The sequence below is a fragment of the Pseudomonas sp. lyk4-R2A-10 genome (genome assembly GCF_030209075.1).
Taxonomy (GTDB): domain Bacteria; phylum Pseudomonadota; class Gammaproteobacteria; order Pseudomonadales; family Pseudomonadaceae; genus Aquipseudomonas; species Aquipseudomonas glycinae.
Genome location: NZ_JARVSR010000002.1, coordinates 225,539 through 241,868, shown reverse-complemented (window position 1 = coordinate 241,868; position 16,330 = coordinate 225,539). Strand labels below are relative to the sequence as shown.

Below are 16,330 nucleotides of genomic sequence, written 5' to 3'. Positions count from 1 at the left end.
CGTGCCGGGCAGATGCAAGCCTGTTCGGCGCAGCGGCGACCCGGATCAATCAAACTCGCGGTGCAGCATGGTAAGCTCGCCGCCTCATTTGCTGCCAATAATGACTCATTGTGCAACACACAAACGCTCCGCTGTGGCGCCCGCAAAGCGAACTGACACCCCTGCCCGACACATCCACGCTCGACTGGCTGTTCGACGAAGGCTCCCTGACCCGCCGGCTGACGCACCTGTCCGATGACGGCTTCAGCGTGACGCCGCTGTTCGAAGGCTGGCAGACCCTGCGCGACGACGAATGCGCCGCGCTGGACCTGGCCGAAGGCAGCGAGGGCTGGGTGCGCGAGGTGTATCTGCGTGGGCATGGCCAGGCCTGGGTGTTCGCCCGCAGCGTGGCGTCGCGCAGTGCCTTGCAGGGCGACGGCTTGCACATGGATGAGTTGGGCAGCCGCTCGCTGGGCGAACTGCTGTTCTGCGATCACGCGTTTCAGCGCCGCGCCATTGAAGTCTGCCATTACCCGGAACACTGGTTGCCCGAAGGTTCCCGGGCTGCCGGCCTGTGGGGACGGCGTTCGCGTTTCGACCGTGGCGCATTGAGCGTACTGGTGGCGGAGATTTTCCTGCCTACGCTGTGGGAAGCCGTCCGCGCCCGTCCGGAGAACTGCTGATGTATCAAAGCCTGCTCAAATCTCTGAATCGCTTGAACCCGCGCGCCTGGGACTTCATCCAGCTGACCCGGATGGACAAGCCGATCGGCATTTACCTGCTGCTGTGGCCGACCCTCTGGGCCCTGTGGATTGCCGGTAAAGGCTCGCCATCGCTGGCCAATATCGTGATTTTCGTCCTCGGCGTGGTGCTGACCCGTGCCGGCGGCTGCGTGATCAACGACTGGGCCGACCGCAAGGTCGACGGCCACGTCAAACGCACTGCGCAGCGACCTATTGCTGCCGGCAAGATCAGCTCGAAAGAGGCGCTGGTGTTCTTTGCGCTGCTGATGGGCGTGAGTTTCCTGCTGGTGCTGTGCACCAACGCCGCAACCATCTGGCTGTCGCTGGGCGGTCTGGCGCTGGCGTTCACCTATCCGTTCATGAAGCGCTACACCTACTACCCGCAAGTGGTGCTGGGGGCGGCGTTCTCCTGGGGGATGCCGATGGCGTTCACCGCCGAAACCGGTGAGCTGCCAGCAACGGCCTGGCTGCTGTGGATCGCCAATCTGCTGTGGACGGTGGGTTACGACACTTATTACGCGATGACTGACCGCGACGATGACCTGAAGATCGGCGTGAAATCCACGGCGATCCTGTTCGGTGATGCCGACCGGGTGATCATCCTGACCTTGCAGGTACTGTCGCTGGGTTGCCTGGTGCTGGCGGGGTCGAAATTCGAGCTGGGGATGTGGTTCCACCTCGGCCTGCTGGTGGCGGCCGGGTGCTATGCCTGGGAGTTCTGGTACACCCGCGACCGGGACCGGATGCGTTGCTTTAGGGCGTTCCTGCACAACCACTGGGCCGGGCTGGCGATTTTCGTCGGGATCGTGCTGGATTACGCGTTGCGCTGATCCACAGAACCTGTGGGAGCGAGTTTGCTCGCTCCCACAGGGCATTTGCGTTTATTTGTGCTCGCGCATCACGTGCCACACGTCCTTCATCTTGTCGCCGGTCATATCGCCCGGCTTGGCATCTTTCACAAAGGTATACAGCGGTTTGCCGTCGTAGGCGTACTGCATCATGCCGTCATCGCGCTTGATCACCGTCCATTTGCCTTCGGCCTTGGCGCCTGCGGGAGCCATCAGCGGCGGCCAGTTCTTGGCGCAGTCGCCGTTGCACATCGACTTGCCGCCACTGTCCTTGTCGAACGTGTAAAGCGTCATGCCGTTGTGGTCGACCATCATTCCATCTTTCATCATGGCCGGCTCGGCCGCCATCGCCAGTCCAGGCAGAGTCAGGGCGGCAGCCATCAGCAAAGCCTTAAAGGAAGCAGTCATTTGAGTCATGGAAACCTTCTCTTGTGGTTGTCAGGATTCGGACTTAGAGCTTAGTTCAGGATTCGCACAATCGCCGCCGGACTAAAATACTGTCACACGACTGCAATAATTCCGTTATCTAATGCGGCGCAAGACAGTTAAATGACAAGAGGATTAAGGCATGGTTGGCAGGAGCATTCTGATCGTCGACGACGAAGCGCCCATTCGCGAAATGATCGCCGTTGCGTTGGAAATGGCCGGCTATGACTGCCTCGAGGCAGAGAACTCGCAGCAGGCCCACGCCATCATCGTCGACCGCAAGCCGGACCTGATCCTGCTCGACTGGATGCTGCCCGGCACCTCCGGCATCGAGCTGGCCCGCCGCCTCAAGCGTGACGAACTGACCGGGGACATCCCGATCATCATGCTCACCGCCAAGGGCGAAGAGGACAACAAGATCCAGGGCCTGGAAGTCGGCGCCGACGACTACATCACCAAACCGTTTTCCCCACGCGAGCTGGTGGCACGCCTCAAGGCCGTGCTGCGTCGCGCCGGCCCGACCGATGGCGAAGCGCCGATCGAAGTCGGCGGCCTGCTGCTCGACCCGATCAGCCACCGCGTGACCATCGACGGCCGTCCGGCCGAAATGGGCCCGACCGAATACCGTCTGCTGCAGTTCTTCATGACCCACCAGGAACGCGCCTACACCCGTGGCCAGTTGCTGGACCAGGTCTGGGGCGGCAACGTCTATGTTGAAGAGCGCACCGTCGACGTGCACATCCGGCGCCTGCGCAAGGCCCTCGGCGACGCCTACGAAAATCTGGTACAAACCGTGCGCGGCACCGGCTACCGGTTCTCCACCAAGGCCTGAGCCGAGCGCCAGCCCCGTAGACAAGGACCGCATTTTCCGTGAACCAAAACTGGCATGGCACCCTGATTCGCCACATGCTGTTGCTGGTCACCGGCTGCCTGGTGATCGGCCTGATCACCGGCTACTACGGCTGGAGTCTGGCGGCGGGACTGGGCCTGTACCTGGCCTGGACGCTCAAGCAACTGCTGCGTCTGCACGAATGGCTGCGCCTGCACCAACCCGATGAAGCACCGCCCGACGGCTATGGCCTGTGGGGCGAGGTGTTCGACAGCATTTACCACCTGCAACGCCGCGACCAACGGGTACGCGGACGCCTGCAAGCGGTGATCGACCGCGTTCAGGAGTCCACCGCCGCGCTGAAAGACGCGGTGATCATGCTCGACAGCGACGGCAACCTGGAATGGTGGAACCGCGCAGCCGAAACCCTGCTCGGTCTCAAGACCCCGCAAGACAGCGGCCAACCGGTGACCAACCTCGTCCGGCATCCGCGCTTCAAGGAGTACTTTGAGCAGGAAAGCTACGCCGAACCGCTGGAAATCCCCTCGCCGACCAACGATCGCGTACGCATCCAGCTGTACCTCACGCGCTACGGCAACAACGAACACCTGATGCTGGTGCGCGACGTCACGCGCATCCATCAGCTGGAACAGATGCGCAAAGACTTCATTGCCAACGTCTCCCATGAGCTGCGCACCCCGCTGACAGTGATCTGCGGCTACCTGGAAACCCTGCTCGACAACGTCGAGGAAGTGAACCCGCGCTGGAGCCGCGCGCTGCAGCAGATGCAGCAACAGGGCGGGCGCATGCAAACCCTGCTCAATGACTTGCTGCTGCTGGCCAAACTGGAAGCCACCGATTACCCGTCGGACAACCAGCCGGTGCACATCGACACCCTGTTGCAGTCGATCAAGAGCGATGCGCAGCAGTTGTCCGGCTCGAAGAATCAGAAAATCACCCTGGAAGCCGACACCCGCATTCTGCTCAAGGGCAGCGAGGCGGAACTGCGCAGTGCGTTTTCCAACCTGGTGTTCAACGCGGTCAAATACACCCCGGCCGAAGGCAATATCCGCATTCGCTGGTGGGGCGACGATCAAGGCGCACACCTCAGCGTGCAGGATTCCGGGATCGGCATCGACAGCAAACACCTGCCGCGCCTGACCGAACGCTTCTACCGCGTCGACTCCAGCCGCAACTCCAACACCGGCGGCACGGGCCTGGGTCTGGCCATCGTCAAACACGTACTGCTGCGCCATCGCGCACGGATGGAGATCAGCAGCGTGCCCGGTCATGGCAGCACCTTCACCTGCCATTTCGCCCCGGCGCAGGTCGCTCAGGCACGGGTCATCAGCGCCACTGAGTAATGCCGGACTAGGCAATCGCCAGGTCAGCCGCTACATTGGCTGACTTGCGCCTGCCTTTCAGGTGCGGATTTTTCTTTCTTTCGAATCACACGGAACCCGCAAAACTCCATCATGGACCCTTCCCCTGGCTTGTCCCTCGCAACCATATTCGCCGATTTCGGCATGATTCTTTTCGCTCTGATCCTGGTTCTGCTCAACGGTTTCTTCGTTGCGGCGGAGTTCGCCATGGTCAAACTGCGCTCGACCCGGGTCGAAGCCATCGCTGAACAGCACGGCTGGCGCGGGCACATCCTGCGCACGGTGCACAGTCAGCTCGATGCTTACCTCTCGGCGTGCCAGCTCGGTATCACCCTCGCCTCCCTGGGCCTGGGCTGGGTCGGCGAGCCGGCGTTCGCGCACATCCTCGAACCGCTACTGAGCGCAGTCGGCGTGCAGTCGGCCGAAGTCGTCAAAGGCATTTCGTTCTTCACCGCGTTCTTCATCATTTCCTACCTGCACATCGTGGTCGGCGAACTCGCACCCAAATCCTGGGCGATCCGCAAACCCGAGCTGCTGTCGCTGTGGACGGCGGTGCCGCTGTACCTGTTCTACTGGGCCATGTACCCGGCGATCTACCTGCTCAATGCCAGCGCCAACACCATCCTGCGCATTGCGGGTCAAGGTGAACCCGGGCCGCATCACGAGCACCATTACAGCCGCGAAGAACTGAAACTGATCCTGCACTCCAGCCGTGGCCAGGACCCGAGCGACCAGGGCATGCGCGTGCTGGCCTCGGCGGTGGAAATGGGCGAACTGGAAGTGGTCGACTGGGCCAACTCCCGGGAAGACCTGATCACCCTCGAGTTCAACGCCCCGCTGAAAGAAATCCTGGCGATGTTCCGCCGCCACAAATTTAGCCGTTATCCGGTGTACGACAGCGAGCGCAAGGAATTCGTCGGCCTGCTGCACATCAAGGATCTGCTGCTGGAACTGGCAGCGCTGGACCACATTCCCGAGTCGTTCAACCTCGCCGAACTGACCCGCCCGCTGGAGCGCGTATCGCGGCACATGCCGCTGTCGCAACTGCTGGAGCAGTTCCGCAAGGGCGGCTCGCACTTCGCCGTGGTCGAAGAAGCCGACGGCAACATCATCGGCTACCTGACCATGGAAGACGTGCTGGAAGTGCTGGTCGGCGATATCCAGGACGAACACCGCAAGGCCGAGCGCGGCATCCTCGCCTACCAGCCGGGCAAGTTGCTGGTGCGGGGCGATACGCCGCTGTTCAAGGTCGAGCGCCTGCTGGGGATCGACCTGGATCACATTGAAGCCGAAACCCTCGCCGGGCTGATCTACGAAACCCTGAAACGGGTGCCGGAAGAGGAAGAAGTGCTGGAAGTCGAAGGCCTGCGGATCATCATCAAGAAGATGAAAGGTCCAAAGATCATTCTGGCCAAGGTGCTGATGCTCGACTGACGGGGTTTACTGCTTGCCCAACGCAAAGTTGGGCAACGCCCCCAGCGGCCGGTTGAACTGATACGGAATCGACACCAGCCCCATCCCGGTATTGCGCTGCACCACGAAGTGCAGGTGCGGGCCGCTGCTGTTGCCGGTATTGCCTGACAGCGCCAGCGGGCTGCCCACCGTAACCCGTTGCCCCTCCCGGACACTCACCGATCCTTGCTTGAGATGCAGGTACACACCCATCGTGCCGTCGTCGTGCAGTATCCGCACGAAGTTGCCGGACGGATCGGTGCCACGCCCGTTCTGGGAGTTCTCGGTCTTCACCACCACCCCGGCACGCGCCGCAATGATCGGCGTACCGACCGGCATGGCGATGTCCATTGCGTACTTGTTCTTTGGCCCGAAGTGGCTGTAATCGCCGTTGGCGCCCTGGCTGAGGCGAAACGGCCCGCCACGCCACGGAAACGGATAGCGATAGCCCTGAGCCGCGCCAGCCGGGTCACCGAGGGAATAATGGAACTGCGGCGTGTACACCAGCGGCTTGCCACCGGACACCGCCGTCAGCAGCGCCAGCCGCGTATTGCTGCGCGCCGGCAACACCCGGCGGATCGTTTGCGCCGGCGCGCCGCGCACGTTGCTCATCCCGGTAAACGCCAACGCCACCTCGACCGGCGCGTACAGGTCGTTGCGCACGAACACCACGTCCGCGCCCTTCTGCTTCTTGATGTCGAGATAGACCTGGCGCTCGAGGCGCTCGACCATCCGGTCCTGAAACACGAACACCTGGGAGCCTTTGCTCGGACGGTCGCTGTACGAAACCACTCCGTTGGCATCGGTGGATTTGTAGATCGTCATGGCCACAGTCGAGGTGGAGGCCATGAACAGACCACAAAAAAACAGCAGGCGCAGGGGCATGGGCAAAAATTCTGTCGAGTAAGGCCTGGGAATGAGCCTAGCAGCTGAAGCAGACCAGGCTAGTCGACAGATGTTTCAAATTGGGCAGCGCGAGAGATGGGTGGTGCTTTTGATGGTCCCATCGCCAGCAGGCTGGCTCCCACAGGTTCGGTGTGAACCCTGTGGGAGCCAGCCTGCTGGCGATGGCGGACGGTCAGTCGACGAAGATCAAGCGCCCGGTACGAAGTGCTTCTGCGCCGTACCGCGAGCAATCAGGCGGGAGATGTAGTCGAGCTTCTGCGCGTCCTGGTCGACGAAGCGGAAGGTCAGTTGCAGCCAGTCGCTGTCGGGTTTCGGCTCGTGGGCAACGACGGCGTGCAGGTAGCCGTTGAGGCGGGCGATTTCGGCGTTGTCGCCCTGCTCCAGATCGAGCACGGCGCTGTCGAGGATCTGCGGCAGGGTGTCGGTGCGTTTCACCACCAGCAGCGCTTCCTTGATGCTCAGGGCCTTGATCACGCATTGCTGGGTGCCGCTCGGCAAGCGCAGTTGGCCCTGACCGCGACCACCGGCCGGAGCGCTGGAGGCTGCCGGAGCTTTCACCGGCGGGCTGTTGAGCAGGCCACGCTGTGGCGCGGCGGCAGGTGCCGGGGCCGCCGCGGCAGGCTTGGCAAACGGGTTGGCCGCAGCAGCAGCGGGTGCGGAACCGACCACGGCAGCCTTGCCACCGGTCAACGCGCTCAGGGAGTCGTTGCCGAACGCCGAGTTCATCTTGGTCGGGGCGCTGTTCATCAGGGTGTCGAGCTTGCCGACCTTGTTCAGAGCCTGTTTGACCTTGGTCAGCAGTTGCTCGTTGGTGAACGGTTTGCTGACGTAACCGGTGACGCCGGCCTGGATCGCCTGCACGACGTTTTCCTTGTCGCCACGGCTGGTAACCATGATGAACGGCATGGTCTTGAGATTGTCCTGCTCACGGCACCAGGTCAGCAGTTCGAGGCCGGACATTTCCGGCATTTCCCAGTCGCACAGCACCAGGTCGAAGGCTTCCTTGGCCAGCATGGCCTGGGCCTTCTTGCCGTTGATGGCGTCCTCGGTGCGAATCCCCGGGAAGTAATTACGCAGGCACTTTTTCACCAGGTCACGAATGAACGATGCATCGTCCACGACCAACACACTGATCTTGCTCATCCAACACCCCTATTAAAATCCCGGCAAGCATAACGCTGGCTGATGGCACATTGCCAAAACTCTTCAGTCACGCCGGGACTTTTCGTTCGCGGGTGCTGCTTTTTAATTCGGTTCTGCCCATGAAAAGCAGAAACAAAAACGCCCGGCCAAAGGGCCGGGCGCTTTTCTCAGGCAATCTTACTTATCGTCAGCATCGCCCGGAACATTAGCGGTTTCACCACTTGTCCCTTCAACTTCTTCCTTCATGCGCTTGAGGCCCATGTGGCGCACATCGGTGCCGCGCACCAGATAGATCACCAGCTCGGAGATGTTGCGGGCGTGGTCGCCGATCCGCTCCAGCGAACGCAGCACCCAGATAATGCTCAAGACCCGCGAGATAGAGCGTGGGTCTTCCATCATGTAAGTCGCCAGCTCGCGCAGGGCGGTCTTGTATTCGCGGTCGATGATCTTGTCGTACTGCGCCACCGACAACGCCAGATCGGCGTCGAAGCGGGCAAACGCGTCCAGCGCATCGCGGACCATGTTGCGCACCTGGTCACCGATGTGGCGCACTTCGACGTAACCGCGCGGCGCTTCGCCTTCTTCGCACAGCTGAATCGCGCGGCGGGCGATCTTGGTCGCTTCGTCGCCGATGCGCTCAAGGTCGATCACCGACTTGGAGATGCTGATGATCAGACGCAGGTCGGAGGCCGCAGGCTGACGACGGGCCAGAATGCGCAGGCATTCTTCGTCGATGTTGCGTTCCATCTGGTTGATCTGGTCGTCGATCTCACGCACTTGCTGGGCCAGGCCCGAGTCGGCCTCGATCAGCGCGGTGACCGCGTCATTGACCTGCTTCTCGACCAGCCCGCCCATGGCCAGCAGGTGGCTGCGCACTTCTTCCAGTTCGGCGTTGAACTGCGCGGAAATGTGATGGGTAAGGCCTTCTTTACTAATCATGTTGGCGTCCTTGGAGCGTCCGGTAAGGTGCGGCGGGCCGCAGCGTCAATTCTGTGAATAACCCGCAACTGTCAGCCGTAACGACCGGTGATGTAGTCTTCGGTCTGCTTCTTGGCCGGATTGGTGAACAGGGTATCGGTGTCGCCGAATTCCACCAGTTTGCCCATGTACATGAACGCCGTGTAGTCGGACACCCGCGCCGCCTGCTGCATGTTGTGGGTCACGATGACGATGGTGAACTTGGATTTGAGCTCGTAGATCAGCTCTTCGACTTTCAGGGTCGAGATCGGGTCAAGCGCCGAGCACGGTTCGTCGAGCAGCAGCACTTCCGGTTCCACGGCGATGGTGCGGGCGATCACCAGACGCTGTTGCTGACCACCGGACAGGCCGAGTGCCGAGTCATGCAGACGGTCTTTCACTTCGTCCCACAAGGCCGCGCCTTTCAACGCCCACTCGACGGCTTCGTCGAGGATGCGCTTCTTGTTGATGCCCTGGATGCGCAGGCCGTAGACCACGTTCTCGTAGATGGTCTTGGGGAACGGGTTAGGCTTCTGAAACACCATGCCGACCCGGCGACGCAGCTCGGCCACGTCTTCGCCCTTGCGGTAGATGTTGTTGCCGTACAGGTTGATCGCGCCTTCGACGCGGCAGCCGTCCACCAGATCGTTCATGCGGTTGAAGGTACGCAGCAGCGTGGACTTGCCGCAGCCTGACGGGCCGATGAAGGCGGTCACGCGCTGTTTCGGGATGTTCATGCTGACGTCGTACAGCGCTTGTTTCTCGCCGTAGAACAGGCTCAGGCCCGGCACTTCGATGGCCACGGTTTCCTGCTCGAGGTTCAGGCTCTGCTTGTCGCGGCCCAGGGCAGACATGTTGATGCCGTGGGTATGTGTTTCGTGCTGCATGGGAGATCCCCTGTGCTAACAAATTCGGTTCGGTTGGCTGCCGGGATACAGGCCGGCAGCCCTTCAATTCTTGTGACGGCGATCAGCTGTCCAGCGCCTTGTACTTCTCGCGCAGGTGGTTACGGATGTACACCGCCGACAGGTTCAGGGTGGCGATCACCAGCACCAGCAACAGCGCCGTGGCGTACACCAGCGGCCGCGCGGCCTCGACGTTCGGGCTCTGGAAGCCGACGTCATAGATGTGGAAGCCCAGGTGCATGATCTTCTGATCCAGGTGCAGGTACGGGTAGTTGCCGTCCACCGGCAGCGACGGCGCGAGTTTCACCACACCCACCAGCATCAGCGGCGCCACTTCACCGGCGGCGCGGGCCACGGCGAGGATCATGCCGGTCATCATGGCCGGACTGGCCATCGGCAGAACGATCTTCCACAGGGTTTCAGCCTTGGTCGCGCCCAGAGCCAGCGAGCCTTCACGCACGGTGCGAGGAATCCGCGCCAGACCTTCTTCAGTGGCCACGATCACCACCGGCACCGCCAGCAGCGCCAGGGTCAACGAAGCCCAGAGCAGACCCGGCGTACCGAAGGTCGGTGCCGGCAGCGCTTCAGGGAAGAACAGACGGTCGAGCGAGCCACCCAGCACGTAGACGAAGAAGCCCAGACCGAACACGCCGTAAACAATCGCCGGAACACCCGCCAGGTTATTCACCGCGATCCGGATCACCCGGGTCAGGGTGTTCTGCTTGGCGTATTCACGCAGGTATACCGCCGCCAGCACGCCGAACGGGGTCACGATCATCGCCATGATCAGGGTCATCATCACGGTGCCGAAGATCGCCGGGAAAATCCCGCCTTCGGTGTTCGCTTCACGCGGGTCGTCGGACAGGAATTCCCAGACCTTGCTGAAGTAGAAACCGATCTTGGTGAACGTACCCATCGCGTTCGGCTGGTAGGCGTGAACCACTTTGCCCAGGCCGATTTCAATTTCCTTGCCGTTCGCATCACGAGCGGTCAAGGCGTCACGGTTGAACTGCGCGTGCAGGTCGGCCAGACGAGCCTCGATGTCCTGATAGCGGGCGTTCAGCTCGGCGCGCTCGGATTCCATGTCCGCTTGCGCGGTGGCGTCGAGCTTGCCTTCCAGTTCCAGCTTGCGACCGTGCAGACGGATGCGCTCGAGGCCGGCGTTGATCGCACCGATATCGACTTTTTCCAGAGTCTTGAGCTGGGCGGCAAGTTTGTTCACGCGATCGATCCGCGCTTGCAGCTCAGGCCAGGCGGCTTCGCCTTCGGCGATCACCTTGCCGTCCTGTTTGACGTTGACCAGGTAGCCGTAGAAGTTGCCCCACTCACGACGCTCCAGCGCCATCAGCTCCGGCGGATTCTTCTGGTCGGTCAGCCACTCGCCGACGATCCAGGTGAAGTCGTTGCCGTTCAGGTCACGGTTACCGACCTTGATCAGCTCGCGGGTCATGAATTCCGGACCTTCGTCCGGCACCGGCAGGCCGGCGCTCTTCAGACGGGCGCGCGGCACTTCTTCTTTCTGCACCACCTCGCCCACGACCAGATGCTGGCCCTGGCCCGGTACGTCATAGCTGGCGTGGATCAGATCCGCCGGCCAGAAGTGACCCAGACCGCGCACGGCAATCACCGCCAGCAGGCCAATGGTCATGATGACCGCGATGGACACCGCGCCACCGCTGATCCAGACGCCCGGGGCGCCGCTCTTGAACCATCCTTTCAGGGAGTTCTGTTTCACAGACTTCTACCTTTCTTAAAGCGACGAGTATTTCTTGCGCAGACGCTGACGAATCAGTTCTGCGAGGGTGTTCATGACGAAGGTGAACAACAGCAGCACCAGCGCCGAGAGGAACAGCACGCGGTAGTGGCTGCCGCCGACTTCCGACTCCGGCATTTCCACCGCGACGTTGGCGGCCAGGGTGCGCAGGCCTTCGAACAGGTTCATTTCCATGACCGGGGTGTTGCCGGTGGCCATCAGCACGATCATGGTCTCGCCGACTGCACGGCCCATGCCGATCATCAGTGCCGAGAAAATGCCCGGGCTGGCGGTCAGGATCACCACGCGAGTCATGGTCTGCCAAGGCGTGGCACCGAGGGCCAGCGAGCCCAGGGTCAGGCCGCGCGGCACGCTGAACACGGCGTCTTCGGCGATCGAGTAGATGTTCGGGATCACCGCAAAACCCATGGCCAGACCGACCACCAGAGCGTTGCGCTGGTCGTAGGTGATGCCCAGGTCGTGGGAGATCCACATGCGCATGTCACCGCCGAAGAACCAGTTCTCCATGAACGGGCTCATGTACAGCGACAGCCAGCCCACGAACAGGATCACCGGGATCAGCAGCGCACTTTCCCAGCCGTCCGGGACTTTCAGGCGGATCGATTCAGGCAGGCGGCTGAAGGTGAAACCGGCGATCAGAATGCCGATCGGCAGCAGCATCAGCAGGCTGAAGATGCCCGGCAGGTGCCCTTCCACATACGGCGCGAGGAACAGACCGGCGAAGAAACCAAGGATCACCGTCGGCATCGCTTCCATCAGCTCGATCACCGGTTTGACCTTGCGGCGCATGCCCGGGGCCATGAAGTACGCGGTGTAGATCGCAGCGGCGACGGCCAGCGGTGCAGCCAGCAGCATCGCGTAGAACGCGGCTTTCAGGGTGCCGAAGGTCAGTGGCGACAGGCTCAGTTTCGGTTCGAAATCGGTGTTGGCCGCAGTCGATTGCCAGACGTATTTAGGCTCGTCGTAGTTCTCGTACCAGACCTTGCTCCACAGCGCGCTCCACGAAACTTCCGGGTGCGGGTTGTCGAGCAGCAGCGGTTGCAGCTTGCCGCCGGCTTCGACGATCACGCGGTTGGCGCGCGGCGACAGGCCGAACAGGCCCTGGCCTTCGACGACTTGATCGACCAGCAAGGTGCGGTGCGCGGTGCTGTGGAACACGCCGAGCTTGCCGCTGGCATCCAGGGCCAGGAAGCCCTTGCGACGTTCTTCGGCGGAGATTTCCACGATCGGCGTGGTGCCCATCTGAAAGGTGCGGATCTGCTTCAGGCGCAGTTCGCCATCGGTGTCGCGGGCCATGAACCACTGGGCCAGACCACCCTTGGAGTCACCGACGATCAGCGAGATGCCACCCACCAGTTGCGTGGCGGCGGTGACTTCGGCGTCGGCGTTTTCCAGCAGCTTGTAGCGTCCGTTGAGGCTCTTGTCGCGCAGGCTGAACACGTCGGCCTGGGCACGCCCGTTGACCACGTACAGCCATTGCTGGCGCGGGTCGACGAAGATGTTTTTCACCGGCTCGGTCATCTGCGGCAGATCAATCCGCTTCTGCTCGTTGGTGACTTCGCCGGTCATCATGTTTTCTTCGCTGGTCAGCGACAGCACATTGAGTTGCGAACCGGTGGAGCCGACCAGCATCAGGGTCGAATCGGTGGCATTGAGGCTGACATGCTCCAGCGCACCGCCGCTTTCGTTGAGTGCGATCGGTGTCTCGCCGTACGGGTACTCGATGGCCGGAGTGATGGTCTTCTTGCCATCCGGGTAGCTGACTTTATAAGTGTGACGGAACACCAGCGCCTGGCCGTTGGACAGGCCCACGGCCACCAGCGGATGGCCCGGCTGGTCTTCGCCGATCGAGGTCACACTGGCGCCTGCCGGCAGGGGCAGATCGACGCGCTTCAATTCAGCGCCACTGTCGATGTCGAAGAACAGCGCCTGGCCCTTGTCGGAAACGCGCATGGCCACCTGATTCTGCTCTTCGAGCGAAATCATCAGCGGCTTGCCGGCGTCCTGCATCCAGGCCGGGGTGATTACATCTTTCGCAGTCAGGTCAGCACCTTTGAACAGCGGCGCGACCACGTAGGCGAGGAAGAAGAAGATCAGGGTGATGGCTGCCAGCACCGCCAGACCGCCGACGAGGACGTACCAGCGGGTGAAGCGATCCTTGAGCGCGCGAATGCGGCGCTTGCGTTGCAACTCAGGCGTATTGAAGTCAATGCGCTTGGGAGGGTTCGTAGTCATTTTGGAATTGGCCAGATCATTCATGCGCACACCCTAGCGATCCTGTATGACAGAAAGATGACAATGCAGTGACGCACCAAATCCGCCGCCAGCAGGGCACTGGCAGTGGATAGAAGAATTCGGGGAGTGTGGGGGCCGGGCCGCTTGCGGGCCGGGCCCCACACGGGAGTCAGGCGTGGTTCACCCCTGACTCAGTTTGTTACTTTTTTGCGACTTCAGCGCCGCCTTCCTGCAGACCCAGGTCAGCCAGTGCTTTTGCAGCAACCTTGGCTGGCAGCGGGATGTAGCCGTCTTTCACGACCACTTCCTGGCCCTGTTTCGACAGAACCAGTTTCACGAACTCGGCTTCCAGCGGGGCCAGAGGCTTGTTCGGGGCCTTGTTGACGTACACGTACAGGAAACGCGACAGCGGGTATTTGCCGTTCAGGGCGTTTTCTTCGGTGTCTTCGATGAAGTCAGTGCTGCCCTTCTTCGACAGAGCAACGGTTTTCACGCTGGCGGTCTTGTAGCCGATGCCCGAGTAACCGATGCCGTTCAGCGAGGAGCTGATCGACTGCACGACCGAAGCCGAGCCTGGTTGTTCGTTGACGTTAGGCTTGTAGTCGCCTTTGCACAGGGCTTCTTCCTTGAAGTAGCCGTAGGTGCCGGATACCGAGTTGCGACCGAACAGTTGAACCGGCTTGTTGGCCAGGTCGCCGGTCACGCCCAGGTCACCCCAGGTTTTCACGTCGGCCTTGGCGCCGCACAGACGGGTGGACGAGAAGATCGCGTCAACCTGTTCCATGGTCAGGTGCTGGATCGGGTTGTCCTTGTGCACGAAAACAGCCAGGGCGTCCACGGCAACCGGGATAGCGGTTGGCTTGTAGCCGTATTTCTGTTCGAAGGCCGCCAGTTCGGTGTCCTTCATCTTGCGGCTCATCGGGCCCAGGTTGGAGGTGCCTTCAGTCAGCGCAGGTGGCGCGGTGGCGGAGCCAGCGGCCTGAATCTGGATGTTTACGTTCGGGTATTCTTTTTTGTAGTTCTCAGCCCAGAGGGTCATGAGGTTGGCCAGGGTATCGGAACCGACGCTGGACAGGTTGCCCGACACACCAGTGGTCTTGGTGTAGCTCGGGATAGCAGGGTCAACAGCGGCAACCGCGTTGGCAGTCGCAACGCCAGCAGCGACAAAAGTCATTGCCGCCATCAAACGCTTCAGTTTCATGCCTTACTCCTAGCAGATAGGGTGTGTTAAGTCGGGGCCAAGTATCAGCAGGCCGTGTGAACACTCTATGGCTGAAATATGACAATTGGATGAAAGGCCAGCATCCCTGTCGGAAGGCTGGCCTTTCAGTTGTAACGGCAAGTGTGAAGATGGCTTAGCGACCTTTGCTCCACAACCACGCGCCGACCAGGATCCCCATCCCGCACAGCACCGCCACATAGTAGGCAGGCCCCATCGCGCTTTCTTTCAGCAGCAGGCTGACGACCATCGGGGTCAGGCCGCCGAAGATCGCGTAAGCGACGTTATAAGAGAAGGACAGACCACTGAAGCGCACCACCGGCGGAAACGCCTTCACCATCACATATGGCACCGCGCCGATGGTGCCGACCAGGAAACCGGTCAGCGCGTACAGCGGGAACAGCCAGTCCGGGTGATCGGCGAGACTGTGATAGAACGTCCAGGAACTGGCCAGCAAGCCCAGGCAACCGAATACGAACACGCGACCGGCGCCAAAGCGATCCGCCAGCGCACCGGAAATGATGCAGCCGAAGCTCAGAAACACGATCGCCAGGCTGTTGGATTGCAGCGCGGTAGTCGGCGAGAAGTGATAGACCGTCTGCAGCACGGTCGGGGTCATCAGGATCACCACGACGATGCCGGCGGATAGCAGCCAGGTCAGCAGCATCGACACCGCGATCGCCCCGCGGTGGTCACGCAGCACGGCGCGCAGCGGCACTTCTTCGGCCAGCGCCTTGCGCTGTTGCAGTTCGGCGAACACCGGGGTTTCGTGCAGCCAGCGACGCAGGTAGACCGAGAACAGACCGAACACGCCACCCAACAGGAACGGGATCCGCCAGGCGTAATCCGAGACTTCCGTTGGGGTATAGATGCTGTTGATCGCAGTGGCGACCAGCGAGCCGAGCAGGATACCCGCCGTCAGGCCGCTGGTCAGAGTGCCGCAGGCGTAGCCGATGTGCTTGCCGGGCACGTGTTCGGAAACGAAGACCCACGCCCCCGGAACCTCACCGCCAATCGCCGCGCCCTGAATGACGCGCATCAACAGCAACAGAATCGGCGCCCACAGGCCGATCTGCGCGTAGGTCGGCAGCAGGCCCATGATCAGGGTCGGCACGGCCATCATGAAAATGCTCAGGGTGAACATTTTCTTGCGCCCCAGCAGGTCGCCGAAGTGCGCCATCACGATCCCGCCCAGCGGCCGCGCGAGGTAACCGGCGGCGAAGATGCCGAAAGTCTGCATCAGGCGCAGCCACTCGGGCATGTCGGCCGGGAAGAACAATTTGCCGACCACGGTGGCAAAGAACACGAAGATGATGAAATCATAGAACTCCAGCGCGCCCCCCAGGGCCGATAGCGACAGAGTCTTGTAGTCATTGCGGGTCAACGGTCGTGCGGGTTGGTCGGGCTGCGCGAGGCTCGAGGGCGCTGTGGTCATGGCAAGGTCTTCTCTTATAGTCGGATCTGCCGCCACAACAACGCTGGCTGTGGCTCGGGCAGGTTCGGCACCATAGCAAATTGTTCGAAAAAGCACA

At 61.6% G+C, this 16,330-nt stretch carries 14 protein-coding genes; 5 read left to right on the top strand and 9 right to left on the bottom strand.

Features of this window, described 5'->3' with window-relative positions:
* The first annotated feature begins 110 nt into the window (after positions 1–110).
* The gene (locus tag QRN46_RS03345; RefSeq protein ID WP_011336606.1) at positions 111–662 is read left to right on the top strand and encodes a chorismate lyase; all 552 of its coding nucleotides are present in this window, start codon (positions 111–113) and stop codon (positions 660–662) included.
* Positions 662–1,552 (top strand): 4-hydroxybenzoate octaprenyltransferase, encoded by an 891-nt coding sequence (gene ubiA, locus QRN46_RS03340; protein WP_011336607.1) that lies wholly within the window; start codon positions 662–664, stop codon positions 1,550–1,552. Before QRN46_RS03345 ends, ubiA begins: the two co-directional genes overlap by 1 nt.
* A 51-nt stretch (positions 1,553–1,603) precedes the next feature.
* On the opposite strand, the gene QRN46_RS03335 is transcribed toward ubiA, so the two are convergent.
* Positions 1,604–1,987 (bottom strand): COG4315 family predicted lipoprotein, encoded by a 384-nt coding sequence (locus tag QRN46_RS03335; RefSeq protein WP_011336608.1) that lies wholly within the window; start codon positions 1,985–1,987, stop codon positions 1,604–1,606.
* Between the two features lie 151 nt (positions 1,988–2,138).
* Here QRN46_RS03335 and phoB point away from each other — a divergent pair, with 151 nt between their 5' ends.
* From phoB to QRN46_RS03320, 3 genes are all read left to right on the top strand, one after another.
* On the top strand, positions 2,139–2,828 hold the full coding sequence (gene phoB / locus QRN46_RS03330) for a phosphate regulon transcriptional regulator PhoB (RefSeq protein ID WP_003229608.1): 690 nt from the start codon (positions 2,139–2,141) through the stop codon (positions 2,826–2,828).
* Positions 2,829–2,902: 74 nt separating this feature from the next.
* Positions 2,903–4,189, top strand: coding sequence for a phosphate regulon sensor histidine kinase PhoR (phoR, locus tag QRN46_RS03325; RefSeq protein ID WP_285354392.1), 1,287 nt, complete (start codon positions 2,903–2,905; stop codon positions 4,187–4,189).
* A 111-nt stretch (positions 4,190–4,300) separates the two neighbouring features.
* Complete coding sequence (locus tag QRN46_RS03320) at positions 4,301–5,641, top strand: hemolysin family protein (RefSeq protein WP_007954342.1); 1,341 nt, start codon at positions 4,301–4,303, stop codon at positions 5,639–5,641.
* 6 nt (positions 5,642–5,647) lie between these two features.
* Here the strand turns inward: QRN46_RS03320 and QRN46_RS03315 are convergent, their stop codons facing one another.
* The 8 genes from QRN46_RS03315 to QRN46_RS03280 form a co-directional block, all read right to left on the bottom strand.
* The gene (locus QRN46_RS03315; RefSeq protein WP_285354279.1) at positions 5,648–6,544 is read right to left on the bottom strand and encodes a peptidoglycan DD-metalloendopeptidase family protein; all 897 of its coding nucleotides are present in this window, start codon (positions 6,542–6,544) and stop codon (positions 5,648–5,650) included.
* A 207-nt stretch (positions 6,545–6,751) separates the two neighbouring features.
* The gene (locus tag QRN46_RS03310; RefSeq protein ID WP_011336612.1) at positions 6,752–7,708 is read right to left on the bottom strand and encodes a response regulator; all 957 of its coding nucleotides are present in this window, start codon (positions 7,706–7,708) and stop codon (positions 6,752–6,754) included.
* A 177-nt stretch (positions 7,709–7,885) separates the two neighbouring features.
* A complete protein-coding gene (gene phoU, locus QRN46_RS03305; protein WP_007954334.1) occupies positions 7,886–8,647 on the bottom strand; it encodes a phosphate signaling complex protein PhoU in 762 nt (253 codons plus the stop codon).
* A gap of 71 nt (positions 8,648–8,718) precedes the next feature.
* The gene (gene pstB / locus QRN46_RS03300) at positions 8,719–9,552 is read right to left on the bottom strand and encodes a phosphate ABC transporter ATP-binding protein PstB (protein WP_065258233.1); all 834 of its coding nucleotides are present in this window, start codon (positions 9,550–9,552) and stop codon (positions 8,719–8,721) included.
* Between the two features lie 82 nt (positions 9,553–9,634).
* A complete protein-coding gene (pstA, locus tag QRN46_RS03295; RefSeq protein ID WP_011336614.1) occupies positions 9,635–11,305 on the bottom strand; it encodes a phosphate ABC transporter permease PstA in 1,671 nt (556 codons plus the stop codon).
* Positions 11,306–11,320: 15 nt separating this feature from the next.
* Positions 11,321–13,354 (bottom strand): ABC transporter permease subunit, encoded by a 2,034-nt coding sequence (locus QRN46_RS03290; RefSeq protein ID WP_170928910.1) that lies wholly within the window; start codon positions 13,352–13,354, stop codon positions 11,321–11,323.
* 424 nt (positions 13,355–13,778) lie between these two features.
* Positions 13,779–14,780, bottom strand: coding sequence for a phosphate ABC transporter substrate-binding protein PstS (locus tag QRN46_RS03285; protein WP_011336616.1), 1,002 nt, complete (start codon positions 14,778–14,780; stop codon positions 13,779–13,781).
* A 154-nt stretch (positions 14,781–14,934) separates the two neighbouring features.
* Positions 14,935–16,233 (bottom strand): MFS transporter, encoded by a 1,299-nt coding sequence (locus tag QRN46_RS03280; RefSeq protein ID WP_011336617.1) that lies wholly within the window; start codon positions 16,231–16,233, stop codon positions 14,935–14,937.
* Positions 16,234–16,330: the final 97 nt, after the last annotated feature.

Bases quoted from the DNA above. Each gene is read 5' to 3' on its own strand.
- ubiA (WP_011336607.1), top strand. From the start codon at position 662: ATGTATCAAAGCCTGCTCAAATCTCTGAATCGCTTGAACCCGCGCGCC.
- QRN46_RS03335 (WP_011336608.1), bottom strand. From the start codon at position 1,987: ATGACTCAAATGACTGCTTCCTTTAAGGCTTTGCTGATGGCTGCCGCC.
- phoB (WP_003229608.1), top strand. From the start codon at position 2,139: ATGGTTGGCAGGAGCATTCTGATCGTCGACGACGAAGCGCCCATTCGC.
- phoR (WP_285354392.1), top strand. From the start codon at position 2,903: ATGCTGTTGCTGGTCACCGGCTGCCTGGTGATCGGCCTGATCACCGGC.
- QRN46_RS03320 (WP_007954342.1), top strand. From the start codon at position 4,301: ATGGACCCTTCCCCTGGCTTGTCCCTCGCAACCATATTCGCCGATTTC.
- QRN46_RS03315 (WP_285354279.1), bottom strand. From the start codon at position 6,544: ATGCCCCTGCGCCTGCTGTTTTTTTGTGGTCTGTTCATGGCCTCCACC.
- QRN46_RS03310 (WP_011336612.1), bottom strand. From the start codon at position 7,708: ATGAGCAAGATCAGTGTGTTGGTCGTGGACGATGCATCGTTCATTCGT.
- phoU (WP_007954334.1), bottom strand. From the start codon at position 8,647: ATGATTAGTAAAGAAGGCCTTACCCATCACATTTCCGCGCAGTTCAAC.
- pstB (WP_065258233.1), bottom strand. From the start codon at position 9,552: ATGCAGCACGAAACACATACCCACGGCATCAACATGTCTGCCCTGGGC.
- QRN46_RS03290 (WP_170928910.1), bottom strand. From the start codon at position 13,354: ATGCAGGACGCCGGCAAGCCGCTGATGATTTCGCTCGAAGAGCAGAAT.
- QRN46_RS03285 (WP_011336616.1), bottom strand. From the start codon at position 14,780: ATGAAACTGAAGCGTTTGATGGCGGCAATGACTTTTGTCGCTGCTGGC.
- QRN46_RS03280 (WP_011336617.1), bottom strand. From the start codon at position 16,233: ATGACCACAGCGCCCTCGAGCCTCGCGCAGCCCGACCAACCCGCACGA.